Annotated in this window: 18 protein-coding genes; 15 read left to right on the top strand and 3 right to left on the bottom strand. The window is 66.4% G+C overall.

Annotated elements, in window-relative coordinates:
- Window positions 1-101: 101 nt before the first annotated feature.
- Window positions 102-2,408 carry a ribonuclease R gene (gene rnr / locus METLW4_RS24195; RefSeq protein ID WP_018265476.1) on the bottom strand — a complete coding sequence of 769 codons (2,307 nt, stop codon included), beginning with the start codon at window positions 2,406-2,408 and terminating at the stop codon, window positions 102-104.
- Window positions 2,409-2,651: 243 nt separating this feature from the next.
- Between rnr and METLW4_RS0106925 the strand changes: the two genes are divergently transcribed.
- Window positions 2,652-4,397: a TadE/TadG family type IV pilus assembly protein gene (locus METLW4_RS0106925; protein ID WP_018265475.1), complete on the top strand. Its 1,746-nt coding sequence runs from the start codon at window positions 2,652-2,654 to the stop codon at window positions 4,395-4,397.
- A gap of 37 nt (window positions 4,398-4,434) precedes the next feature.
- Here METLW4_RS0106925 and topA read toward each other — a convergent pair whose 3' ends face one another.
- Window positions 4,435-7,365 (bottom strand): type I DNA topoisomerase, encoded by a 2,931-nt coding sequence (gene topA, locus METLW4_RS0106920; protein WP_018265474.1) that lies wholly within the window; start codon window positions 7,363-7,365, stop codon window positions 4,435-4,437.
- A 309-nt stretch (window positions 7,366-7,674) separates the two neighbouring features.
- Between topA and METLW4_RS0106915 the strand changes: the two genes are divergently transcribed.
- The gene (locus METLW4_RS0106915) at window positions 7,675-8,745 is read left to right on the top strand and encodes a hypothetical protein (protein ID WP_018265473.1); all 1,071 of its coding nucleotides are present in this window, start codon (window positions 7,675-7,677) and stop codon (window positions 8,743-8,745) included.
- A 144-nt stretch (window positions 8,746-8,889) separates the two neighbouring features.
- Complete coding sequence (locus METLW4_RS0106910) at window positions 8,890-9,606, top strand: DUF1013 domain-containing protein (protein WP_018265472.1); 717 nt, start codon at window positions 8,890-8,892, stop codon at window positions 9,604-9,606.
- 228 nt (window positions 9,607-9,834) lie between these two features.
- Here METLW4_RS0106910 and METLW4_RS28265 read toward each other — a convergent pair whose 3' ends face one another.
- Entirely contained in the window at window positions 9,835-10,005 is a 171-nt protein-coding gene (locus METLW4_RS28265) for a hypothetical protein (protein WP_018265471.1), read from the bottom strand.
- 295 nt (window positions 10,006-10,300) lie between these two features.
- Here METLW4_RS28265 and METLW4_RS0106900 point away from each other — a divergent pair, with 295 nt between their 5' ends.
- The 12 genes from METLW4_RS0106900 to METLW4_RS0106845 all read left to right on the top strand — a co-directional run bounded on the left by METLW4_RS0106900 (window position 10,301) and on the right by METLW4_RS0106845 (window position 22,958).
- On the top strand, window positions 10,301-12,109 hold the full coding sequence (locus METLW4_RS0106900) for an ABC transporter transmembrane domain-containing protein (RefSeq protein WP_198290177.1): 1,809 nt from the start codon (window positions 10,301-10,303) through the stop codon (window positions 12,107-12,109).
- Window positions 12,110-12,287: 178 nt separating this feature from the next.
- Window positions 12,288-13,781, top strand: a complete 1,494-nt coding sequence (gene guaB, locus METLW4_RS0106895; RefSeq protein ID WP_026191319.1) for an IMP dehydrogenase — start codon at window positions 12,288-12,290, stop codon at window positions 13,779-13,781.
- A gap of 1 nt (window position 13,782) precedes the next feature.
- The gene (locus METLW4_RS0106890; RefSeq protein WP_018265468.1) at window positions 13,783-14,709 is read left to right on the top strand and encodes a ketopantoate reductase family protein; all 927 of its coding nucleotides are present in this window, start codon (window positions 13,783-13,785) and stop codon (window positions 14,707-14,709) included.
- Between the two features lie 68 nt (window positions 14,710-14,777).
- Window positions 14,778-15,161 carry a hypothetical protein gene (locus METLW4_RS0106885; protein ID WP_018265467.1) on the top strand — a complete coding sequence of 128 codons (384 nt, stop codon included), beginning with the start codon at window positions 14,778-14,780 and terminating at the stop codon, window positions 15,159-15,161.
- Between the two features lie 125 nt (window positions 15,162-15,286).
- Window positions 15,287-15,562, top strand: a complete 276-nt coding sequence (locus METLW4_RS0106880) for a hypothetical protein (RefSeq protein WP_018265466.1) — start codon at window positions 15,287-15,289, stop codon at window positions 15,560-15,562.
- A 212-nt stretch (window positions 15,563-15,774) separates the two neighbouring features.
- Window positions 15,775-16,422 carry an imm11 family protein gene (locus METLW4_RS26360; RefSeq protein WP_018265465.1) on the top strand — a complete coding sequence of 216 codons (648 nt, stop codon included), beginning with the start codon at window positions 15,775-15,777 and terminating at the stop codon, window positions 16,420-16,422.
- A 147-nt stretch (window positions 16,423-16,569) separates the two neighbouring features.
- Window positions 16,570-18,348 (top strand): arginine--tRNA ligase, encoded by a 1,779-nt coding sequence (gene argS / locus METLW4_RS0106870; RefSeq protein WP_018265464.1) that lies wholly within the window; start codon window positions 16,570-16,572, stop codon window positions 18,346-18,348.
- 91 nt (window positions 18,349-18,439) lie between these two features.
- The gene (locus METLW4_RS0106865) at window positions 18,440-19,855 is read left to right on the top strand and encodes an SPOR domain-containing protein (RefSeq protein ID WP_018265463.1); all 1,416 of its coding nucleotides are present in this window, start codon (window positions 18,440-18,442) and stop codon (window positions 19,853-19,855) included.
- A 16-nt stretch (window positions 19,856-19,871) separates the two neighbouring features.
- Window positions 19,872-20,879 (top strand): beta-N-acetylhexosaminidase, encoded by a 1,008-nt coding sequence (gene nagZ, locus METLW4_RS0106860; RefSeq protein ID WP_018265462.1) that lies wholly within the window; start codon window positions 19,872-19,874, stop codon window positions 20,877-20,879.
- A 59-nt stretch (window positions 20,880-20,938) separates the two neighbouring features.
- Complete coding sequence (locus METLW4_RS0106855) at window positions 20,939-21,772, top strand: segregation and condensation protein A (RefSeq protein WP_018265461.1); 834 nt, start codon at window positions 20,939-20,941, stop codon at window positions 21,770-21,772.
- Between the two features lie 38 nt (window positions 21,773-21,810).
- Window positions 21,811-22,551, top strand: coding sequence for an SMC-Scp complex subunit ScpB (gene scpB, locus METLW4_RS0106850; protein WP_018265460.1), 741 nt, complete (start codon window positions 21,811-21,813; stop codon window positions 22,549-22,551).
- A gap of 158 nt (window positions 22,552-22,709) precedes the next feature.
- Window positions 22,710-22,958, top strand: coding sequence for a twin-arginine translocase TatA/TatE family subunit (locus METLW4_RS0106845; RefSeq protein WP_018265459.1), 249 nt, complete (start codon window positions 22,710-22,712; stop codon window positions 22,956-22,958).
- The last annotated feature ends 25 nt before the right edge of the window (window positions 22,959-22,983 follow it).

Here is a 22,983-nt window from a genome sequence, read left to right as displayed (position 1 = left end):
ATGCGACCAGCCGCTGCGGCCGGTCCTGCGCATGAGATATCGGGCGCTGTCGGCTCACGACCGCGCTTCGAGGCGAAACTTTCTCTACCGCGCCCGCCGGCTCATTTGCGGCGCTTCTGCTTCGCGCGCTCGACGCGGCCGCGGCCCGAGAGGCGGCCGCTCTTCATCGGCGCTCCGCGCCGCGAGCCGCTGGCCACCTCGAAGCGCAGGGCGCCGGCGATCGGCGTCGCCTCGACCAGCCGCGCTTCTATGATGTCGCCTAGGCGAAAGCTCTCGCCCGAGCCGGCGGTCAGCGCATGGCCGGCCTCGTCATAGCGGAAATATTCGCGCCCCAGCGTCGCCGCCGGAATGAATCCGTCCGCGCCAGTGTCGAGCAGCCGCACGAAGAGGCCGGCGCGTGTGACGCCGGAAATGCGCGCCGGAAAACGCGCGCCGATCTGCTCGGCGAGATGGGCGGCGATGAGGCGATCGATGGTCTCGCGTTCCGCCGCCATGGCGCGCCGCTCGGCGCCGGAGATGCGCGCGGCGATCTCCGCCAGCTCGCCGGCGGAGATTTCGGGCATGGCGCCGGGGCCGAAGCCCAGCGCGCGAATGAGCGCGCGATGCACGACGAGATCGGCATAGCGGCGGATGGGCGAGGTGAAATGCGCGTAGCGGCGCAGATTGAGGCCGAAATGGCCGTAATTCTCATGCGTGTATTCGGCCTGCGCTTGCGTGCGCAGAATGATCTCGTTGACGATATTCTCATGCTCCTTGCCGCGCACGCGCGCCAGGATGACGTTGAAATGCGAGGGCCGCAGCACCTGGCCCTTGGCGAGCTTCACGCCGATCGTCGCGAGAAACTCGGAGAGCGCCGCCACCTTCTCGCGCGAGGGCTCGTCATGGGCGCGATAGATGAGCTGCTGCCGGTTTTCCTCGAGCACTTCCGCCGCCGCCACATTGGCGAGGATCATGAACTCCTCGATCAAGCGGTGCGTCGAGAGGCGCGGCGGCACGACGATTCGATCGACCGTGCCATCCGCCTTCAGCAGGATTTTGCGCTCGGGCAGCTCCAGCTCCAACGGCGCGCGCAATTCACGCGCCTGATCCGCCGATTTATAGGCGCGAAACAGCGGCTCCAGCACGCGTTCCATCAGCGGTGCGCATATCTCGTCCGGGCGTCCGTCGAGCGCCTCCTGCGCCTGCGCGTAATTGAGCTTGGCCTTGGAGCGCATCATCACGCGATGAAACGTGTGGCCGAGCTTATGGCCTTTCTCGCTGATGCGCATGCGCACGGCGAGCGCCGGCCGATCCTCGTTCGGCTTCAGCGAGCAGAGGTCGTTGGAGATGCGCTCGGGCAGCATGGGCACGACGCGATCCGGGAAATAGACAGAATTGCCGCGCTCCAGCGCATCCTTGTCGAGCGCCGAATGCGGGCGGACATAGTAGGCGACATCGGCGATGGCGACGGTGACGATATGCCCACCGGGATTGTCGGACGCGGTGTCCGGCTCGGCGAAGACGGCGTCGTCATGGTCCTTGGCGTCGGGCGGATCGATGGTGACGAGCGGCAGCTCGCGCCAATCCTCGCGATGCGCCTCGAGCCGCGCGGGCAGAGCGGCGGCGGCCTCGGCCACGGCCTCGACGCGGAACTCGTCGGGAACGCCATGCACGCGTAGAGCGATCATGCTGATCGCCTTCTCGGTGGCGAGCGAGCCGAGCGTCTCGCGCACGCGGGCGCGCGGCGCGCCGAGCCGCGTCTTGCCGATGAGATCGACGGAGACGAGATCGCCGTCCTTCGCCTCGCCGCGGTCCTCGGCCGCTATGACCATCTCGCGTCCGGCCTGCTTCTTCTCGACGGGCTCGATATGCGCCACGCCATTGGCGGCGACGCGCAGCACGCCGACGATGCGCGCCCGCGCCTTGGAGAGGAGCTTCACCACACGCCCGGCGTAGGGCGGATCATTCGGGCCGGCGTCGCGGTCCGGCTCGGCGCGCACCAGCGCGCGGTCGCCGACGCCGGGCAGGGGCTCGCCGGGCTTCGGCCGACGCGGCGCCGAGATGCGAATGCGCGGCGGCGCGCCGAGCTCGTCGGAATCCCATTCCGCCGGCGCGGCGATCAGCTCGCCGTCGCGGTCGCGGCCCACTATGTCGGCCAGCACCACGGCGGGCAGCGCGCCCGGCTTGGCCAGCCTCTTGCCGCGCCGCTCCACCGCGCCCTCGGCTTCCAGCTCCGCCAATATTCGCTTCAGCCCGATTCGATCGGCGCCTTTGACGCCGAAAGCGCGCGCGATCTCGCGCTTGCCGATTTTTCCCGCATTGCCGGCGCGGCTCATCGCCTCGCGCTCTCGCGCGATGAAGGCGAGAATGTCCTCGCGGGAGGGAAGGGCGGCGGGAGGCGCGCCGAGGTCGCGGATTTTTTTCGTCAAAGTCGATCTCGAAGGCCGCGGAATTGTCCGGGCGGCCGGCGCCGGCATGTCGTCATATACACTCCAATAGGCTCCGCGTCGCCGAAAGCGCGTCGAGCGTCGCCGCCTCCATTCGGCTCCGTTTACGCTTTCTCGAGGTTATCGAACGTCAATTGCAATCGTTCGGATCGGTTTAGAGCCGAATGAGAAATTTGCCGTAAGCGTAGCCAATCTGATTTCCACACGAACCTCGAGAGATTTCAAATGCGGCGAATATGGACGTCGGGGCGGTCGGCTCTCGCCTTCTCGCGCGATCAGCGCGGCAATGTCGCCATCATACTCGGTCTGACCTTCGTGCCGGTGGTCATGATGATCGGCGCCGGCATCGATTATGGCCGCATCGCCGCGGCGCGCGGCTCGTTGCAGCAGGCGGCGGATGCGGCCGTGCTCGCGGTCGCCAAAGGCATTGTCAGCTCCACCACCGACCAGCAGGCGCGCAGCCAGGCGCAGGTCTATCTCACCACCAATTATCGCAACGCCACGGCGACAGTGACGTCGGCGTCCATCGCCACCGATCGGCTGTCGCTCTGCATCTGGGCGCAGGCGCAGGTCGCGACCACCATCATGCACATCACTGGGCAGGCCTCCATGTCGACGCAGGTGACGTCCTGCGCCGCGCTGCAAGGCGGCGTCAGCCCGACCGACACTTACGAGATCTCTTTGGTGCTGGACAATTCCGGCTCCATGACCCGCAGCACCAGCGGCACGACGAAGATTCAAGCGCTGCAAACGGCTGCGACCAGCTTCGTCAACACAATGTTCACCAAGGCGCCGAACCGCGTGAAATTCGCCATCACGCCCTTCGCCGCGGCGGTCGTCGCCGTCGATCCGACGAGCCCCTCGACGCGCAATGTCGCCTGGGTCGATAAGAAAGGGGCCAATTCTCAACATTGGATCGCCTTCGGCGGCCAGACGGCCGCGACGGCTGCGGGATTCAGCAGCCGCTTCGATATCTTCACCAAGCTCAAGGCGATCAATTCATACTGGGATTGGGGCGGATGCTTCGAGCAGCCGGTGTATCCGCTGAATGTCTCCGATACGACGCCCAATCCTTCGGATCCCGAGACGCTCTTCGTTCCCTATCTCGCGCCCGATGAGCCGGATGCTGGATATGACAACGATTATATCGACGACGACGGCTCGGTGACGACGACCACGCGAACCACCACCAGCAAGGGCAAGGGCAAGAAGACGACGACGACGACCACCACCTGCTCGGATGTGGCGAGCGGCGACTGGAACGAGCTCACCCATGTCTGCAAATACAATGTCGCGGCCGCCGCGGGCGGCGGCGACGGGCCGAACAGCTATTGCCCGGACTATACGACGCAGACCATCATGCAGCTGACCTCGACGCAGTCCACCGTGACGTCGAAGATCAGCAACCTCGTCGCCAATGGCAACACCAATCTCCACGAAGGCTTCATGTGGGGCTGGCGCACGATATCGCCCAGCCAGCCTTTCGCCAGCGGACGCCCCTATTCTGTGGCCAATAATCACAAGGTCATCGTGTTCATGACCGACGGCTTCAACAATTGGGCGAGCGCGCCGGGAACCGTCACCGGCTCCGATTATGAGGCGGCGGGCTACTACAGCTACAATGGCGCGAAGAACAAGCGCTTTCCCGACGGATCGAAGGGCAATGGCGTCGATTATCAGACCGCTCTCAACGCCGCTTCCGGCAGCTGGTCGGATTATCACGACAAATCGCGCGAGATGCAGGACGAGCTGACGCTCGAAGCCTGCACCAACGCCAAGGCGGCGGGCATAGAGATCTTCACCATCGGCTTCTCGATCCCGAGCGATCCGATCGACGACGAGGGCCTGACGCTGCTGAAGAATTGCGCGACCAACAAGGACCATTATTTCGCGGCGACCGACGCGGCGAGCCTCAATCTCGCATTCTCGACGATCGGCACGGGGCTCGGCTCGCTCAGGCTGACGCAGTGAGATCGGCGCGGCCGCTGTTTCGGCGGCCGCTTCCCGCTCACTTCCCCGAGGCGGCCTTTTTCGTGACCTTCTTGGCCGGCGCCTTGGCGGCGGCCGCTTTTTTCGTCGGCTTCGAATCCTCGAAGGGAACCTCGTCGCTCTCTTCTATGGCTTTCTTGGGGGCGGCTTTTTTCGCCGGGGCCTTAGAGGCGGGGGCCTTGGAGGCGGGCGCTTTGGCCTTGGCGGCGGGGGCCTTTTTGGCCGGCGCCTTCTTGGCCTTCACCGGGCCGCCCTTCTCTTCGATCAGGCGGATCGCCTCTTCCAGCGTCACATCTTCCGGGCTCATATTCTTCGGCAGAGTGGCGTTGACCTTGCCGAGATTCACATAAGGCCCGTAGCGGCCGTCGCGCAGCGTGATCGCGCCGCCTTGCGGATGCTCGCCGAGCACGCGGCCGCCGCCAGAGGGCGCGCCATTGGCCTTGGCGGCCAAGAGATCGACCGCCTGCTGCACCGTCAGGCTCTCGGGATCGGTTCCCTTGGGAAGGGTGGCGTTGACCTTGCCCCAATTCACATAGGGACCGAAGCGCCCGCTCTTCACCGAGATGGCGCCGCCCTGCGGATGGTCGCCGAGGGCGCGGCCGGGGTCGGAGGCGCGGCCGAAGCGCGAGCCGCCGCCGCCGCTCTCCTTGGTGACGATGAGATCGATGGCGCGATTGCCGCCGATCGTCAGAATATCGTCGTCGCGGCCGATATTGGCGTAGGTCTTCCCGTGCTGGACATAAGGTCCGAAGCGGCCGATGCCGGCGACGATCGGCTCGCCGCTCTCAGGATGCTTGGCCACCTCGCGCGGCAGCGACAGCAGCCGGATCGCCTGCTCGAGGGTCAGTTCGTCGGGCTTTATGCTCTTGGGGATGGAGGAGCGCTTGGGCTTCTCGCCATCCTCGGTCGCCTCGCCCTCCTGCACATAGTCGCCGAAGCGCCCGCCGCGCAGCGTGATCTCGGCGCCGCTCTCCGGGTCCTGGCCCAGCACCTTCACGCCCGGACGCGCGCCCTCGGCGGCCTCGCCGGTGGGCGGCGAGAGCGTGCGGGTGAAGCGGCATTCGGGATAGTTGGAGCAGCCGATGAAGGCGCCGTATTTGCCGAGCTTCAGCGACAATTGGCCGGCGCTGCAGGCGGGGCAGGCGCGCGGATCGGAGCCGTCGGGCTTGGCCGGGAAAATATGCGGCCCCAAGAGATCATTGAGGCTGTCGAGCACCTGAGTGGTGCGCAGCTCCTTGGTGCCGTCGACGGCGCCGGAGAAATCGGCCCAGAAGTCGCGCAGCACCTCTTTCCAGTCGATCTCATTATTGGAGACCTTGTCGAGCTTCTCCTCGAGGCCGGCGGTGAAGTCGAACTCCACATAGCGGGTGAAGAAGCTCTCCAGAAAGGCCGTGACGATGCGGCCCTTGTCCTCCGGCACGAGGCGTTTCTTGTCGAGCCGCACATAGTCGCGCTCGCGCAGCACGGCCAGAGTCGAGGCGTAGGTGGAGGGGCGGCCGATGCCGAGCTCCTCCATGCGCTTGACCAGAGTGGCCTCCGTGTAGCGCGGCGGCGGCTCGGTGAAATGCTGGCTGGCCTCGATCTTATCGCGCGTCGCCGGCTCGCCGGCGGCCATCGCCGGCAGGCGGCCGCCATCCTCGTCCTGATCGTCGTCGCGGCCTTCCTGATAGAGCTCGAGAAAGCCCGAGAAGCGCACCACCTGGCCGGTGGCGCGCAGCTCGAGGCTCCGCTTGCCGACGAGGGCTTCGATATCGACAGTGGTGCGCTCCAGCTCGGCCGATTCCATCTGGCTGGCGATGGTGCGCGTCCAGATCAGCTCATAGAGCTTGGCCTGCTCCGGCTCCAAATGCTTGGCGACATGCTTGGGCAGGCGCGAGAGGTCGGTAGGGCGGATCGCCTCATGCGCTTCCTGCGCGTTCTTGGCCTTCACCGTATATTTGCGCGGAACCTTGGGCACGAAGCGATCGCCATATTCCTTGGCGATCACATTGCGCGCCGAGGCGATGGCCTCCGGCGCCATGTCGACGCCGTCGGTTCGCATATAGGTGATGAGGCCGGCCGTCTCGCCGCCTATGTCGACACCCTCATAGAGGCGCTGGGCGATGCGCATGGTCTGCGCCGGCGCGAGGCCCAGCTTGCGCGAGGCTTCCTGCTGCAGCGTCGAGGTGGTGAAGGGCGCGTAAGGGTGCCGCTTGACCGGCTTCGCCTCCACCGAGCGAATGGTGAAGGCGGCGGTCTCCAGCGCCTTTTTGAAATCCTCGGCCTCTTGGCCGGAGCCGATGTCGAGGCGGGTGATCTTCTTGCCGTCGGCGCCCGAGAGGCGGGCGGTGAAAGGCTCGCCGGCCTTGGTTTTCAGATGCGCGATCAGCGACCAATATTCGCGCGTGACGAATTTCTCGATTTCGAGCTCGCGGTCGCAGACGAGGCGCAGCGCCACCGATTGCACGCGGCCGGCCGAGCGCGCGCCGGGCAATTTGCGCCACAGCACCGGGGAGAGCGTGAAGCCGACGAGATAATCCAGCGCCCGGCGGGCGAGATAGGCGTCGACCAACGCCTGGTCGATCTCGCGCGGATGCGCCATCGCGTGCTTGATCGCGTCCTTGGTGACGGCGTTGAAGACGACGCGCTCGACGCGCTTGCCGCCGAGCGCCTTCTTCTTCTTCAATATGTCGAGCAGATGCCAAGAGATGGCCTCGCCCTCGCGATCCGGGTCGGTCGCCAGAATGACCGTGTCGGCGCTCTTCACGGCGTCGGCGATGGCGGAAATGCGCTTCGCCGATTTGGCGTCGCTCTCCCATTTCATGGCGAAATCTTCGGCCGGATCGACCGAGCCGTCCTTGGGAGGCAGGTCGCGCACATGGCCGTAGCAAGCGATCACATTGAAATCGCGGCCGAGATATTTGTTGATCGTCTGGGCCTTGGCGGCCGATTCGACGATGACGACATTCATCGAGCAGTCCTTCAGAAATCCGGTCGCGGGCGGCTCGCCTCATGGCTTCGCCGGGGGAGCCCGGCCCGCGTCGGGGCGCGAACATGGGCAAAAGGGGGGCGTCCTGTCAAATTGGGGCTGAGACGGCCCTTCGGCTTCCTCTACCGGCGCCGACATGGGCTCGAGCATGCGGCAACGCACATTTTCGTCCCGATCGGGGCGCTAAGCAGGGACGAATGCGGGGAGAAGCGGCTATAATCGGGGCGCGAGACGGCGCAGCCGAGGTCGCGTCCGGCCCCGAATGATTTTCTCGGACGGAAAGAATTCGTCATGGCCCGATCGAAATTCACCACCGACGATCTCGGCGCGGCGCTGGAGGCAGGCGTCCTAGACGCCGACGCCCATCGGCGGCTCGCGCAATTCCTCGCCGAGCGCGGAAGCGCGGGGGAGGGGGCGCCGCGCTTCGATGTCGTCAATGTGCTCTGGTATATGGGCGCGCTCATCGTCATGGGCGCGATGAGCCTGTTCAGCACCACCGCCTTCGGCCTCTGGGGGCCGCGCGCGCTGATGATCACCTCGCTGGCCTATGGCGTCGGCTTCGCTACGGCGGGCGGCTGGCTGTGGCGTCGGCGCGGCCTGCGCACGCCCGCCGGCCTGCTGGTGACATGCGCCGTCTCCATGGCGCCGCTCTTCGTCTTCGCGCTCCAGCTCCTCGGCGGGCATGATCCGACGGAAGCCGTCCCCTATCACGACTTTTATGTCTGGGTGCGCGCGGGTTGGCTGCCCATGGAGCTCGGGACGATCGCCGCGGCGGCGCTGGCGCTGGCGTTTTTTCCTTTTCCTTTCCTCACCATGATTATCGCCTTCGCTTTGTGGTTCATGTCGATGGATCTGACGCCTTGGCTGGTCGGCAAGGAGGCGTTCACCTTCGAGCAGCGCGCCAATGTGAGCCTCGCTTTCGGCGCGCTGGTCATCGCCGCCGCCTGGCTCGTCGATCTCGTGCGCTGGCGGGGCGGAGATTTCGCCTTTTGGCTGCACCTGTCCGGGCTCCTCGCCTTTTGGGGCGGGCTGACCGCGCAGCACAGCGGCGACGAGATCGGCAAGGCGCTCTATTGCGCGATCAATCTCGGCCTTCTGCTGCTGTCGCTCGTGCTGATGCGCCGCGCCTACGCCGTCTTCGGCGCTTTCGGCGTGACGCTCTATCTCGGCCATCTGGCGTCTGAGGTGTTCAAGGACTCGATTCTCTTTCCATTCGCCCTCTCGGGCATAGGCGTCGCCGTCATCGCCGCCGGCCTGCTGTTTCATCGCCACGGGCCGCGGCTCGGCGCGGCGATCGGCTCCGCTCTGCCCGAATTCGTGAGGGGATTGCGGCCCGCCCATGCGCGGGAAGGCGCTCGATGACGCGAGGCCGGCATCGGCGATTGCGCTTCGCCGGCGGCCAGTCTATATGGAGGTCATCCCCCGCATGGTAATCCGTAAAAATCGCGGCTTCGGCCCCGCGGCGCGGGATCGGCTTATCTGGCGCATCTGAAGGAGAATCGATCGATGAGCACCGCTCCGCTCATGCCCAAGGCGACCGCCGTCTGGCTCGTCGAGAACACGTCGCTCGCCTTCGACCAGATCGCCGATTTCTGCAAGCTGCACCCGCTCGAGGTGAAGGGCATAGCCGATGGCGAGGTCGCCGCCGGCATTCGCGGGCTCGATCCGATCACCTCCGGCCAGCTGACCCGCGAGGAGATCGGCCGCGGCGAGCGCGACCCGGCCCATCGGCTGTCGCTGTCCGTCTCCAAGGTCAAGGTGCCGGAGGTCAAGCGCCAACGCGGGCCGCGCTACACGCCGCTGTCGCGCCGCCAGGACCGGCCCAACGCCATTCTGTGGCTGGTGCGCAACCATCCCGAGCTGAAGGACGCGCAGGTCATGCGCCTCGTCGGCACCACCAAGAGCACGCTGAAGGCGGTGCGCGAGCGCACCCATTGGAATTCCGCGGCGCTCGCGCCGATGGATCCGGTGACCTTGGGCCTGTGCTCGCAGATTGATCTCGATTTCGAGGTCAATCGCGCCGCCAAGGATCGTCCCGCCGCGCTCGAGGAGCAGGGCCAGACGCTGCAGCCGGCCGAGATCACCACCGCGCCCTATCACGAGCCGACGACGACCGAGGATGTGTTCGGCAAGCGCCCGGCCGCGCCGCCCGTCGAGGAGGAAGATCATTTCGACGCCGACCGCGTGTTCGGCCGAATGAAGAACCTCGATTTCGACGATTGAGGAGGGGCGCGACAATCTGGCGCATTTACCGCAGGCGGCGGCCTGTGCTTATGTGCGGACAGGTTCAGCCCCAGCCGGCGCGCGGACGAGCGCTCTGAGGGTCGGCCAAAAAAGTAACGCCAGCGACTGGCGGTCGCCGGCGTTACGTTAGGACGATTGGTCAGGAAGCCCGCGGACAGAGATTCCCGGCTTTTTCGCCCGGTCAGGGGGAGACTAGAGCAGTTCGGCTTATTTGAAGTAGAAGCCGAGGATGCCGCCGGCGAGAGCGCCGACAACAGCGGCGGAAAGCGTGTTCGCGACGCCGCCGAGGCCAGCAGCGCCGAGGCCGCCGAGCAGAAGGGCGCCGACGCCCGCGAAGATGTAGACGGTGGTGTTGATCTCGAAGTCTTTTTCAGCCATCGATGTCACTCCTCTGGTTTCCAGAACGTCCCGCCTTATCGTTCATGCGGTGGCGGGTGCGCTCTTGCCCTTCTCTACGGGGCTGTCTTTTCGACGATGGTCAGCCTAACATAACCTTGTCGACTGTCCAGCGCGCTCGGAGCGCGGATTTCCAGTTTTTGTGGCCTTTTTTCCCTCATCGAAGCAAATCAAGCGCTTGGCGCGAGGCCTTCTGACGGGGCCAAAATCTCGAAAAATGGCGCAGCGACACGATGCGGCTTGGAATGTCAACGCTCGCGCGCTTATATCCGCTCGCATGACAGCCGAATCCCCTTCTCGTGACTTTCGCTCGCGGCTGCGCGCCTTCGACGCGCTGCGGCCGCTGTTTCCTTACGCCTATCGCTACAAGGGTCGAATCGCGCTCGCGCTGATCGCTCTCGGCGTGGCGGCGGTCTCCACGCTCACTCTGCCGCTCGCCGTGCGCGGCATGATCGATCACGGGTTTTCTTCGGACGATCCTTCGGCCGTGAACGCCTATTTCGGCGCGATGGTGGGCGTCGTCGCGATTCTCGCGCTCGCTTCGGGCACGCGCTATTATCTGGTGATGACGCTCGGCGAGCGAATCGTCGCCGATCTGCGCGACGATTTCTTTCGCCATCTCACCTCGCTCGACGCCGGCTTCTACGACCGGACCAAGACCGGCGAGCTGACCTCGCGCCTCACCGCCGACACGACGCAGCTCAAATCCGTGTTCGGCTCCTCCGTGTCGATCGCCTTGCGCAATCTCTTCATGTTCGCCGGCGCGATCGTGATGATGGTGTTGACGAGCCCGAAGCTCACCGGCGTCGCGCTCGCGGCCATTCCCTGCATCGTGCTGCCGCTCATCGCCTCCGGGCGGGTGATGCGACGGCGCTCGCGCCATGCGCAGGACCGGCTGGCCGCGGCCAGCGCCTACGCGACGGAAAATCTCGCGGCCGTGCGCACCATGCAGGCCTGCAATGCGCAGCAAGCAGCGGCCGAGCGATTCGGCGCCGCCGCGGAAGGCGCCTATACGGCCGCGCGCGACGCCACGCAGACGCGCGCCATCGTCACCTCGGTGACGATCTTTCTGGCCTTCGGCAGCGTCGTCGCAATGTTGTGGCTGGGCGCGCAGGATGTGCTGGCCGGCCGCATCACCACCGGCGTGCTCTCGCAATTCGTGCTCTACGCCGTGCTGGCGGCGAGCTCGCTCGGAGAATTGTCACAGGTCTGGAGCGAGGTGTCCGCCGCGGCCGGCGCCGCGGGCCGCATCGGCGAGATTCTCGCGATAGCGCCTGCCGTCGCCGCGCCCGCCGATCCGCTCCATCTGCCGAAGCCCGTGCGCGGTCGGATCGCCTTCGACGATGTAGGCTTCTCCTATCCTGCGGGTTCTGGACGGGCGGCCTTGGATGGCCTCAGCTTTTCCGTGGCGCCGGGCGAGCGCATCGCCATTGTCGGCCCTTCCGGCGCCGGCAAATCCACCGTGTTCCAGCTGCTCGAGCGCTTCTATGACGTCTCCTCGGGCGCGATCACGATCGACGGCGTCGATCTTCGCGCGCTCGATCCGATCGAGCTGCGCAGCGTCATCGCGCTCGCGCCGCAGGACCCGATCGTCTTCGGCATGAGCGTCGCCGAAAATATCGCCTATGGCCGCGAGGGCGTCTCGCGCAGCGCGATCATCGAGGCGGCGAAGCGCGCCCAGGCGGCGCCATTCATCGAGGCGCTGCCGCAGGGCTATGACACGGAGATCGGCGAGCGCGGCGTCACGCTCTCTGGCGGCCAGCGCCAGCGCCTCGCCATAGCGCGCGCCATTCTCGCCGATGCGCCGATCCTGCTGCTCGACGAGGCGACCTCGGCGCTCGACGCCGAGAATGAGGCGCTGGTGAAAGAGGCGCTGCATGATGTGATGCGCGGCCGCACCACGCTCGTCATCGCGCATCGCTTGGCCACAGTGCTCGAGGCCACCCGCATACTTGTGATGAGCGAGGGCCGCATCGTGGAGCAGGGGACGCATGCGAGCCTCGTCGCCGCGGGCGGCCTCTATGCGCGGCTGGCGCGGCTTCAATTCGACACGGGCGCGGAAGCGGCGGCGCTGGAGATGGCCTGACTTTCCCGTCCGCGGGCGGCTTCGATCGAGTTTTCCACCGCGGGCGCTCGTCGATTTTGCCTTCCGTCATATTGGTGCTATGAGCACGCGCCAACCCGGAAGACGGCCCAAGTCGCCGTCTTTTCGTCGTCCGGCCTCGAGCATGGCCGGTTTTTGCGCCCCCGAGGGAGTTGGCTTCATGACATCATACGCACGACCGCCGTTGCACGAGGCTCTGACCTTCGACGATGTGTTGCTGCGTCCGAGCCATTCGCTGGTGATGCCGTCGCAGGTCGACATATCGACGCGGCTGACGCGCGACATAACGCTCAACCTGCCGATCATCTCCTCCGCCATGGACACGGTGACGGAGGCGCGCCTCGCCATCGCCATGGCGCAGGCCGGCGGATTGGGCGTCATCCACCAGAACCTCACCCCCGCCGCCCAGGCCGCCGAGGTGCGCAAGGTCAAGCGCTATGAGAGCGGCATGGTGGTCGATCCGATCACCATCTATCCCGACGAGACGCTCGCCGATGCGCTGGCGCTGATGGCGCGCTATGGCATTTCCGGCATTCCGGTGGTCGAGCGCGGTCATGGCGAGCGGCCCGGAAAGCTGGTCGGCATTCTCACCAATCGCGATGTGCGCTTCGCCGACAATATGCGCGAGCCGGTCGCCGAGCTGATGACCAAGCAGCTCATCACTGTGCGTGAGGGCGTCGATCAGGAGGAGGCGCGCCGCCTTCTGCATCACCACCGTATCGAGAAGCTGCTCGTCGTCGACGAGGACTACCACTGCGTCGGCCTCGTCACGGTGAAGGACATAGAGAAGGCGACGCTGCATCCCCATGCGGCCAAGGACGCCGAGGGGCGGCTGCGCGTCGCCGCCGCCGCCACGGTCGGCGATCGCGGCTATGAGCGCGCGCTGCAATTGATCGACGCCGGCGTCGATCTCATCGTCATCGACACGGCCCATGGCCATTCGCAGGCGGTGCTCGATCAGGTCGCCCGCATCAAGAAATTCTCCAACAAAGTCTCTATCGTCGCCGGCAATATTGCGACGCGCGAGGCGACCAAGGCGCTGATCGACGCCGGCGCCGACGCCGTGAAGGTCGGCATCGGCCCCGGCTCCATCTGCACGACGCGAATCGTGGCGGGCGTCGGCGTGCCGCAGCTCACGGCGATCATGGACGCCGCCGAGGAGGCGTTCAAAGCCGGCGTGCCGGTCATCGCCGATGGCGGCGTCAAATATTCCGGCGATCTCGCCAAGGCCATCGCCGCCGGCGCCTCGGTGGTCATGATCGGCTCGCTGCTCGCCGGCGCCGAGGAGGCGCCCGGCGAGGTGTTTCTCTATCAGGGCCGCTCCTTCAAATCCTACCGCGGCATGGGCTCCGTCGGCGCGATGGAGGCCGGCTCGGCCGCCCGCTATTTCCAGCAGGATGTGAAAGAGAGCCTGAAGCTGGTGCCGGAGGGCATAGAAGGTCGGGTGCCGTATCGCGGGCCGGTCGCGCCGATCCTCTATCAGCTCGCCGGCGGCTTGCGCGCCGCCATGGGCTATGTCGGCGCGCCGACGATTCCCGAATTCCAGACCAAGGCGGAATTCGTGCGCATCACCAACGCCGGCCTGCGCGAGAGCCATGTCCATGACGTGACGATCACGCGCGAGAGCCCGAACTATCCGACGGGCGGCGCCTGACATGCGCGCGCTCGTCCTCGGCGCCGGGGCCGTCGGCGGCTATTATGGCGGACGACTCGTCGAGGCGGGCGCGGATGTGACCTTTTTCGTGCGCGAGGCGCGGGCGCGGCTCCTCGCCGAGCAAGGGCTGCGGATCGAGAGCGCGCTCGGCGGCGCGCGGCTCGATGTCAGAACGGCCTGCGATCGACAGGCGCTCGCGCCTTTCGATCTCGTGATCCTCTCCTGCAAGGCCTATGACCTCGACGATGCGCTGGAGACGATCGCCCGCGCCGTCGGACCGCAGACGGGCGTGCTGCCGCTGCTCAACGGGCTGGTCCACCTCGATCGCATAGCCGCGCGATTTCCGCGGGCGACCGTCTTCGGCGGCGTGGCGCGCATCAGCGCGACGCTCGGCGGCGATGGGATTGTGCGGCATTTCGGCGTGCTGAATCGCATCGATTTCGGCGCCCGCGACGGCGGCGCCGACGCTCGCCTCGAGGCGTTGCGCGACTTTTTCGCGCGGACGCCCGTCGATGCGCGGCTCTCCGCCGAGATAGAACAGGAGCTGTGGGACAAATTCGTGTTTCTGGCGACGCTCGCCGGAATCACCACGCTCATGCGCGCCAGCGTCGGGACCGTGCTGGAGACACCCGCCGGCGAAACGTTGATCCTGCGCCTCCTCGCCGAATGCGAAGATATCGCGCGCGCCGAGGGCCATGCGCCGGTGCCGGAGAAATTCGCCGATTTCCGCGCCGAGCTGACGCGGCCGGGCTCGCCGCTCAAAGCCTCCATGCTGCGAGACATGGAGCGGGGCGGTCCGACCGAGGGCGAGCATATCCTCGGCGACATGCTGGCGCGGGCGCAGCGCGCCGGCGTCGCGGCGCCGGTGCTGGAGATCGCCGCGACCAATGTGCGCGCCTATGAGGCGAGCCGAGCGTCCGCCGGCTGACGGCACAAATTTCGCGTAAATCTCGGCCTGTTCGGCGAAAGGCGCCGCAGACCGGGGAATTGAGACATATGAGCGATCCGAGCGCGAGCCTCGCCAAGGCGGAAGAACAGGTGCTCGCCGCCGCGCGGCGCAATTTCGACAGCTTCTTCCGCTGGGTCGCCTTCCTCGACGAGTCGATCAAAAAGGATATCGGGCCGAAATTCGGCGTCGAGCTGGCGCTGAAGGCGAGCGCCGTCGAGCAGAAGGTGATGGGCCTGCTCTTCGTCTCGCGCCCGCTGAAGGAGCCGCTGCCGCTGCCCTTCGAGATCGAGGGAACCTCGATCCGCTTCGGCCATCCGAAATTCGAGCGCGACGACGAGGCCACCGGCGAGAAGACGACGCGTTACGACGTCTCCACCATAGACGATGTGAACCGCATTCTGGGCGATGTGGTGCAGGATTTCATCGGCTGATCTGAGCCGGAGGGGGCCGAGCCGGCCGCTCGATGGCATGTCGATTGCTATCTAATTCTGAGACAAGCAATCACGCGGGTCCAGGTTCTTTCACCGGGATCCCGGCCTTTTGTCGGAGATCGGACATGCTGCCGCAAGTCGTCCTGGTCGATGGCGTCCCCAGATGCGTTATTCGCCCGACCGATCAAAAAGCGCTCGACCGCTTCGTGCGCAACAGCAGGAAATGGCTCCAGGCCGGCAACGCCGAAGCCAAATGCACCTACCGCCCGGCCGATGACACGGAGCGGGCCGTGTGGACCGACGCGTTCGAGCTGCACAAGGCCGCCGGCTCGGATGAGGAGAGCTTTTTCGGCATTCCCCTCGTCGGCGCCGCGGCATTGGCGGCGGCGCCGTCCGAATAGCGGGCTTCCGACGATCTGATCGGTTCGCGCAGCGCTCGTCGCATTCCTCGTCCCCGTTTGCCGCCGTTTGCGGGGAGAAGGAATGCGGCGAGCCGCGCGAACCAATCTGCCAGAAATCATAAGAGTCGCGCGACGCCGATATCCGCCCGGTCGCCTCCGGCGGGGAAATCATCTAGAGAAAGATTGAACGGTCCGCGCAGCGCGAGACGAGCATGACTCGCCCGATCTATTACGAAATGACGCCCGGCGATTGGGGCGGCGGCGAGCATTGCGGTCTCGTGGTCGAGCCGGCATCAAAAGCGCGCGCGGCTTTATGGTGCGGGCGTGGCGTCGGCCCCGAGTCCTGGCCGGACGGCTTCCGTAAATTGCCGAGACATCCCTATCAGTTCAGCGACGCCTATGAGACGCCGCGCCTGCTGATCCTGCCGCGCAAAAGCGGCAAGGCGCCGAACGACTGCTTTTTTTACGGCGGCCTCTGGTTCATCTCGCGACGCTTCAAGGAAGCGATCGAGGAGATCGACCCCGGCGCTTGCGACATTCGGCCGGCCGAGACGATCATGCCCGACGGCGCGCCGGGACCGGAATATTATATTTGCAGCGTCACGCGGATGCTGGAGGCCAAAAATGTCGTCGATGTGGAAAGAAGCGAAGGATTGCAGATCGTTCAGCTTCCAACGGGATCGCTCGATTATCGAATGCCGTCGTTCAGCGATTTCGAGTTCAAAGCGCTGCCGAACGCCATTCGATTTTTTCGAGTAGCCGAATTCGGGCAAAGTGTATTTTGCGATTTCGACACAAAAAAGCGCCTGCAGGCCGGGAAGTTCAAGGGCGTCCATTATTCGAGAATGGGCAAGCGCTGAAAAGCGGACGATTGTCGCGCGGCCGAGCCGCTGCGCCGGGGATCGCGCGATTGCGACGGTTCCGCTGAGCGCCCGCCGCTCCGGGATGCGTTCGCCGCGCCAGTCTGCTAAACCGCCGGCCACGAACCCCTTCGGCCCGGACATTCGATGAACATCTTCTCCGACTTCCACGTCGCCATCGCCGCCATTCTCGATTCGATCAAGGCCTCCGGCCGCCTGCCGGAGACGTTGGATTATGCGCGTTTCGTCGTGGAGCCGCCCAAGGACGCCGCCCATGGCGATCTCGCCACCAACGCCGCCATGGTCTTCGCCAAGGAGGCCAAGGCCAATTTTGCCAATCCGCGCCAGCTCGCGGTGGAGATCGCCGCCGCGCTCGCCGATCTGCCCAATGTGGCCGAGGCCGAGGTCGCCGGGCCGGGCTTCATCAATATTCGCCTGAAGCCGAGCCTCTACGCCGATGTTCTGCGCGCCGTGCTGAGCGACTGCGAAGCCTATGGAAGGCCGCAGGGCAGGGGGGCGCTCGCGGGCAAGATCAATGTCGAATATGTCTCGGCCAATCCGACCGGGCCGATGCATGTCGGCCATGGGCGCGGCGCGGTGTTCGGCGATGCGCTGGCCAATCTTCTGGCCTTCGCGGGCGCAGAGGTCACGCGCGAATATTACATCAACGACGCCGGCGCGCAGGTCGATGTTCTCGCCCGCTCCGCCTTCCTGCGCTATCGCGAGGCGCTCGGCGAGACGATCGCCATTCCCGAGGGGCTCTATCCGGGCGATTATCTCAAAAGCGCTGGCGAAGCGCTGGCGAAGCAATATGGCCGCGCGCTTTTGGACAAGAGCGAGAGCGAATGGCTGGAGCCGGTCAAGGGCGCGGCCATCGACGCCATGATGGCGATGATCCGCGACGATCTCGCCGCGCTCGATATCACCCATGAAGTCTTCTTCTCCGAGCGCACGCTGCATGAGAAGATTAATGGTCTGTCGCAGATCGACAAGGAGATAAACGAGCTGCGCGCGCGCGGCCTCGTTTATGATGGCCGCCTGCCGCCGCCCAAGGGCCAATTGCCGGATGATTGGGAGGATCGCGAGCAGACCTTGTTCCGCTCCACCGATTTCGGCGACGACGTCGATCGTCCGCTGAAGAAATCCGACGGCTCCAACACCTATTTCGCGGCCGACATCGCCTATCACAAGTCGAAGATAGACCGCGGCTTCACGACTCTGGTCGACGTCTGGGGCGCCGATCACGGCGGCTATGTGAAGCGCATGACCGCCGCCGTCGCGGCGCTCTCCGACAATAAGGTCACGCTCGATGTGAAGCTCTGCCAGCTCGTCAAATTGATGCGCAATGGCGAGCCGGTGAAAATGTCGAAGCGCTCCGGCGATTTCGTCACTCTGCGTGAGGTGGTGGACGAAGTGGGCGTCGACGCCGTGCGTTTCATGATGCTCTATCGCAAGAATGACGCGCCGCTCGAATTCGATCTCGCCAAGGTCATCGAGCAGTCGAAGGACAATGCGGTTTTCTATGTGCAATACGCCCATGCGCGCGCCAAATCCGCCGTGCGTCAGGCGCTCGGCGCTTTTCCCGATCTCGACCTCTCGCCCAAGGCGCTCGCCGCCGCGCCGCTCGATCTGCTGCAGGACGAAGGCGAGATCGCGCTCGCAAAGGCGATTGCGCAATATCCGAGGTTGATCGAATCGGCCGCCGCGGCGCATGAGCCGCACAGAATCGCCTTCTATCTCTATGATCTCGCCAGCGTCTTTCATTCGCATTGGAACAAAGGCAAAGATCGGCCACAATTACGCTTTGTTAATGCAGATGATAGAAATTCGACCTATGCGCGGATGGCGTTGGTCGTTTCTTTGACTTGCGTCCTGGCGTCGGGTTCGAGACTCCTAGGCGTGAGCGCCCCCGACGAGATGCGGTGATCGCGGCCGGCGCTTTGCATGAGCGTGGCGCGCGCTCGCGTCCGGGAATGGCGACGTTGCGTCCGTCGGGTAGTGAGCAGGAAGGTGCATCATGCGCGAGGCGACGGCCCGAGGGCCTTCCATCGACATCAGCGAATTCGAGCGGCGCCTGCGTGGCGGAGAGCCGCAGGAGAATCAGCCGGGCAGGGGCGAGGCGAAGACCGATCCGCTCGCCGAGCTGGCGCGTCTGCTGCACGGCGATGAAGCGGCCGCCGCCGCCGACCCTTACGGGCGAGTCTTCGCCGACCAGCAGCGCCGGGAGCCGTCCGTGAGCCAGAGAGACAGAGACGTTTTCGATACGGCCGAGCTGCGCGGCGCCTTGCCGCCGGTCTCGCCGTCGCAGAGGTCGCCTTCGCCCATGTCGCCGCCGCCATTGTCGCCGGCCGCGCAGCAGCAGTCGCAGTCCGACGACTATTACGCGGTGCGCTCGCCCGGCGAGGAAGGTCAGTGGGCGCATCAGGATCAGCAGGATTATCTCGACTATGGCGTCGAGGACGAGCCCTATGACGAGCCGCGCGAGCGCAGGGGCTTTTTCGGCGCGCTGCGCGATCGGCTGCGGCCCTGGCATGCGGTGGTTGCGCTCGCCGGCGTCGGCGCGGTGAGCGTCGGCCTCGCCTTGGGCCATCGCGGCGGCGTCGTGGCCCCGCAGGAGCTCGCCACCATCAAGGCGCCGGAAGGTCCGGCCAAGGTGCAGCCCTCCACCGTCGCCGAAGCCGCCGCGCCTCAGCGCGGCGCGGCCGTGCTCGATCGCAATCAGACCGCTCCGGTCAAGAAGGTCGTCTCCAAGCAGGAGCAGCCGGTCGATCCGGCGGCGGCGGTGCGCGTCGTCAAGCTCGGCGACGGCCCGGTGGACGCGCCGCATGAGGCCGCCCCGGCCGGCGGCCCGAATAACGCCTATGGCGCCGAGCCGCGGCGGGTGAAGACCGTCTCGGTTCGGCCCGACGGCACCGTCATCGATCATGATGCGCCGACGCCGGCGATCGCTCGTCCAGTCAATGTCGCGCCTCCCGCGCGGCCGCCGTCTCTCGCCGCCCGGCCGAGCGCCGTCGACGCCGCCGTCGAGCCGCCGACCGCGACGCCGAAGGGGCCTGCCAAGCCGGCGACCACGCCCAAGGTCGCGCAACCGCCGCGCCCGACCAAGCCCGCCGCCCCGGCCGCCGCCGCCATTCCCGAGCAGACCGCCGCCATAGAAACCGCGCAGCCGGAGGCCGCGACCGGCGGCAATGGCGGCTTCGCTGTGCAATTCGGCGCCGCCGGCTCCGAGGACGAGGCGCGCCGGCTGATGCAGACGGTGAACTCCAAATACAGCGCCCAGCTCGGCGGAAAGCGCCTCGGCTTCCGTCTCGCCAAGGTCGGCGAGAAGAGCGTCTATCGCGTCCGCGCCGCCGGCATGAGCCGCGAGGCCGCGGTCGGCGTCTGCGAGAAGGTCAAGGCCTCCGGCGGCTCCTGCTTCGTCGCCGCCAATTGATGGAGACAGCGGCTCCGTGACGCGCGCTTTCATCTGCGGCTGCGCCGGCCTCGCGCTCTCGTCGGAGGAGAAATCCTTCCTGCGCGAGGCGCAGCCCTGGGGCGCGATCCTGTTCAAGCGCAATGTCGCCTCGCGCGAGCAGGTTTTTGCCCTCACGGCGGAAATTCGCGATGCGCTGGGAACGGACGCTCCCATTCTCGTCGATCAGGAGGGCGGGCGCGTCCAGCGTCTCGGCCCGCCGGTCTGGCGCGCCTATCCCGCCGCCGCCGCCTTCGAGCGGCTGGGGCTTCCGGCCGAGGAGACCGCCGCTCTCGTCCGGCTCGGCGCGCGGCTGATCGCCCATGATCTGCGCGAGGTCGGCATAGACGTCGATTGCCTGCCGGTTCTCGACACGCCGGTGGACGGCTCCCACAATATCATCGGCGACCGCGCCTATAGCCGCGTTCCCACCGAGATCGCGCGGCTCGGCCGCGCGGCGGCGGAGGGGCTGCTCGACGGCGGCGTGCTGCCGGTCATCAAGCATATCCCCGGCCATGGGCGGGCGCGGGCGGACAGCCATCTCGAGCTGCCCGTCGTCGAGGCCTCCCGCGCCGAGCTGGAGGCGCAGGATTTCATTCCCTTCCGCGCCGACGCCGATCTGCCGCTCGGCATGACCGCCCATGTCGTCTATCGGGCCATCGATCCCGAGCTTCCGGGCACGCTCTCCAAGGCCGTCATAGAGGGGATCATTCGCGGCCTCATCGGTTTCGACGGCCTGCTGATGACCGATGATCTCTCGATGAAGGCCCTCTCGGGCGGCTTTCGCGCGCGCGCCGAGGGCGCGATCGCCGCCGGCTGCGATGTGGTCCTGCATTGCAACGGCGATCTCGCCGAGGCCTGCGCCGTGGCGGAAGGGGCGGGCGATCTCGCCGGTCGGGCGCTGGAGCGGGCGCGCGCCGCCAAGGCGAAAATCGCCGCGCCGAAGGAATTCGATCCTGTGGACGGAGCCCGCCAGCTCGACGCGGCTCTTGCGGCCGGCGTCTGATCGGCCCAATCTCTCGCCTTCCCGATGGGCGGAGGCGTGAGACGACGCCGTGAGGCGAGATGGCGCAGGATTTGGCTTTCGACATTGCCGGAGAACATGAGCGCGCGGAGGCGGAGCCCGCCTTCCTCGTCGATGTCGACGGCTTCGAAGGCCCGCTGGACCTGCTGCTGGAGCTCGCCCGCCGCCAGAAGGTCGATCTCGCGCGCATTTCTATTCTGGCGCTGGCCGAGCAATATCTCGCCTTCGTCGAGGAGGCGCGGCGCGTCCGGCTGGAGCTCGCCGCCGATTATCTGGTGATGGCCGCCTGGCTCGCCTATCTGAAATCGCGCCTGCTGCTGCCGGAGCAGCCCAAGACGGGCGAGGAGCCCTCGGCGGCGGAGCTGGCCGCGGCGCTCGCCGATCGCCTGCGCCGGCTGGAGGCGATCCGCGCGGCGTCCGACAAGCTTCAGGAGCGGGCGCGGCTCGGCCGCGACATGTTCCTGCGCGGCGGGCCGGAGGGCATAGAGACCAAGACGAACTCGACCTTCACGGCCAGCCTCTATGATCTCCTGTCGGCCTACGCTCGCCAGCGGCAGAAGCAGGCGATCTCCAAGGTCACGCTGCGCCAGCGCAATGTCTGGTCGTTGGCGGAGGCGCGCGAGACGCTGGAGCGGCTCGCCGGAATCGCCGCCCAATGGACCGCGCTCGACGATTATCTTTTGGCTTTTTGTGTGGATATTCAAACGGCGCGCACCGTCCGCGCCTCGTCTTTTTCCGCTTCGCTGGAAATGGTGCGGGAAGGGCGGTTCGACATTCGCCAGGACCGCGCCTTCGCGCCGATCTGGCTGCGTCGGCGCGATACGGAACTGGACCGCGAGCCTTCGGGCTCTTTGAGCGAAGCCTCGGAGCCGTGAGCCACAGGGCTCATGATCCAAAGGCGAGGGAGAGAAATTTGGCGCGAGCCTTGCGACCCGTCGAGCTGTTCCAGGACGACGCCGCCCCCGATGAAGAGGCGGCGGCGCTGCGCGAGGCCTCGCGCATCGCCGAGGCGCTGCTTTTTGCGGCCAGCGAGCCGCTCGAGGAGACGGAGATCGCCCGCCGCCTGCCGGACGGAATGGACGTCGAGGCCGTGCTGACCAGGCTGAAGCAGGATTACGCCGACCGCGGCGTCACGCTGACGCGCGCCGGCCGCAAATGGTTCTTCCGCACCGCCGCCGATCTCGGCTGGGTGCTGGCGCGCGAGCAGGTGGAGCAGAAGAAGCTCTCCCGCGCCGCGCTGGAGACGCTCGCCATCGTCGCCTATCACCAGCCGGTGACGCGCGCCGAGATCGAGGACATAAGAGGCGTCGCCGTCGCCAAAGGCACGCTGGACGTGCTGCTGGAGACGGGCTGGATTCGCCTGCGCGGCCGTCGCCGCGCGCCGGGGCGTCCGCTCACCTATGGCACGACCGACAGCTTTCTCATGCAATTCGGCCTCGAGCAGATCGGCGATCTGCCCGGCCTCGACGAGCTGAAGGGCGCCGGCCTCTTCGACGGCCGCCTGCCCAAGGGCTTCGACGTGCCGCAGCCGACCGACGACGCCACGCTCAAGGAGGACGAGGATCCGCTGGAGGGCGACGCCGAGGCGGCGCTCGAGATGGATTTTCTGCAGGAGCCAGACGCGCCGGAGGAGCCGGAGCCGATCGAGGAGTAGGGCGCTCTCGCTCCGTCTCGCGCGGGTCCGCCGAAATCCTACCTGAAGCGTCGGAGAATTCGCTCATCCAACTTGTTTTTGCGCGTCCGGCGTCCTAGGTTCCGAGAAGTTTCGGCCGGCCTCGCCGGTCCACGAAAGACGAGTGGGAGGTTCGCGCCATGGGCGGTCTGTCGATCTGGCATTGGATTATCGTCGGCGGCGTGGCCTTCATATTGTTCGGCGGACGCTTCAAGATTTCCGACGTGATGGGCGACGTCGCCAAGGGCATAAAGGCCTTCAAGAAGGGCCTCGCCGAAGACGAGACCGAGACCAAGGCCGAGGAGCCGGCGAAATCGCTGGAGCATCAGCCGCTCGCGAGCCAGACCACGCTGCACGCCGACAAGCCGGCCGAAGCGAAAAAGGCCTGACGCCACCCTTGTTTCGCCTGCCGCG

It is taken from the genome of Methylosinus sp. LW4, from assembly GCF_000379125.1.
GTDB lineage: Bacteria > Pseudomonadota > Alphaproteobacteria > Rhizobiales > Beijerinckiaceae > Methylosinus.
The sequence above is the reverse complement of the archived record's forward strand: the minus strand, read 5'-3'. Positions and strand labels throughout refer to the sequence as shown.

What these genes read in the sequence shown, in the direction of transcription:
- METLW4_RS0106925 (WP_018265475.1), top strand. Translation starts at nt 2,652, where the DNA reads ATGCGGCGAATATGGACGTCGGGGCGGTCGGCTCTCGCCTTCTCGCGC.
- topA (WP_018265474.1), bottom strand. Translation starts at nt 7,365, where the DNA reads ATGAATGTCGTCATCGTCGAATCGGCCGCCAAGGCCCAGACGATCAAC.
- METLW4_RS0106915 (WP_018265473.1), top strand. Translation starts at nt 7,675, where the DNA reads ATGGCCCGATCGAAATTCACCACCGACGATCTCGGCGCGGCGCTGGAG.
- METLW4_RS0106910 (WP_018265472.1), top strand. Translation starts at nt 8,890, where the DNA reads ATGAGCACCGCTCCGCTCATGCCCAAGGCGACCGCCGTCTGGCTCGTC.
- METLW4_RS28265 (WP_018265471.1), bottom strand. Translation starts at nt 10,005, where the DNA reads ATGGCTGAAAAAGACTTCGAGATCAACACCACCGTCTACATCTTCGCG.
- METLW4_RS0106900 (WP_198290177.1), top strand. Translation starts at nt 10,301, where the DNA reads ATGACAGCCGAATCCCCTTCTCGTGACTTTCGCTCGCGGCTGCGCGCC.
- guaB (WP_026191319.1), top strand. Translation starts at nt 12,288, where the DNA reads ATGACATCATACGCACGACCGCCGTTGCACGAGGCTCTGACCTTCGAC.
- METLW4_RS0106890 (WP_018265468.1), top strand. Translation starts at nt 13,783, where the DNA reads ATGCGCGCGCTCGTCCTCGGCGCCGGGGCCGTCGGCGGCTATTATGGC.
- METLW4_RS0106885 (WP_018265467.1), top strand. Translation starts at nt 14,778, where the DNA reads ATGAGCGATCCGAGCGCGAGCCTCGCCAAGGCGGAAGAACAGGTGCTC.
- METLW4_RS0106880 (WP_018265466.1), top strand. Translation starts at nt 15,287, where the DNA reads ATGCTGCCGCAAGTCGTCCTGGTCGATGGCGTCCCCAGATGCGTTATT.
- METLW4_RS26360 (WP_018265465.1), top strand. Translation starts at nt 15,775, where the DNA reads ATGACTCGCCCGATCTATTACGAAATGACGCCCGGCGATTGGGGCGGC.
- argS (WP_018265464.1), top strand. Translation starts at nt 16,570, where the DNA reads ATGAACATCTTCTCCGACTTCCACGTCGCCATCGCCGCCATTCTCGAT.
- METLW4_RS0106865 (WP_018265463.1), top strand. Translation starts at nt 18,440, where the DNA reads ATGCGCGAGGCGACGGCCCGAGGGCCTTCCATCGACATCAGCGAATTC.
- METLW4_RS0106855 (WP_018265461.1), top strand. Translation starts at nt 20,939, where the DNA reads ATGGCGCAGGATTTGGCTTTCGACATTGCCGGAGAACATGAGCGCGCG.
- METLW4_RS0106845 (WP_018265459.1), top strand. Translation starts at nt 22,710, where the DNA reads ATGGGCGGTCTGTCGATCTGGCATTGGATTATCGTCGGCGGCGTGGCC.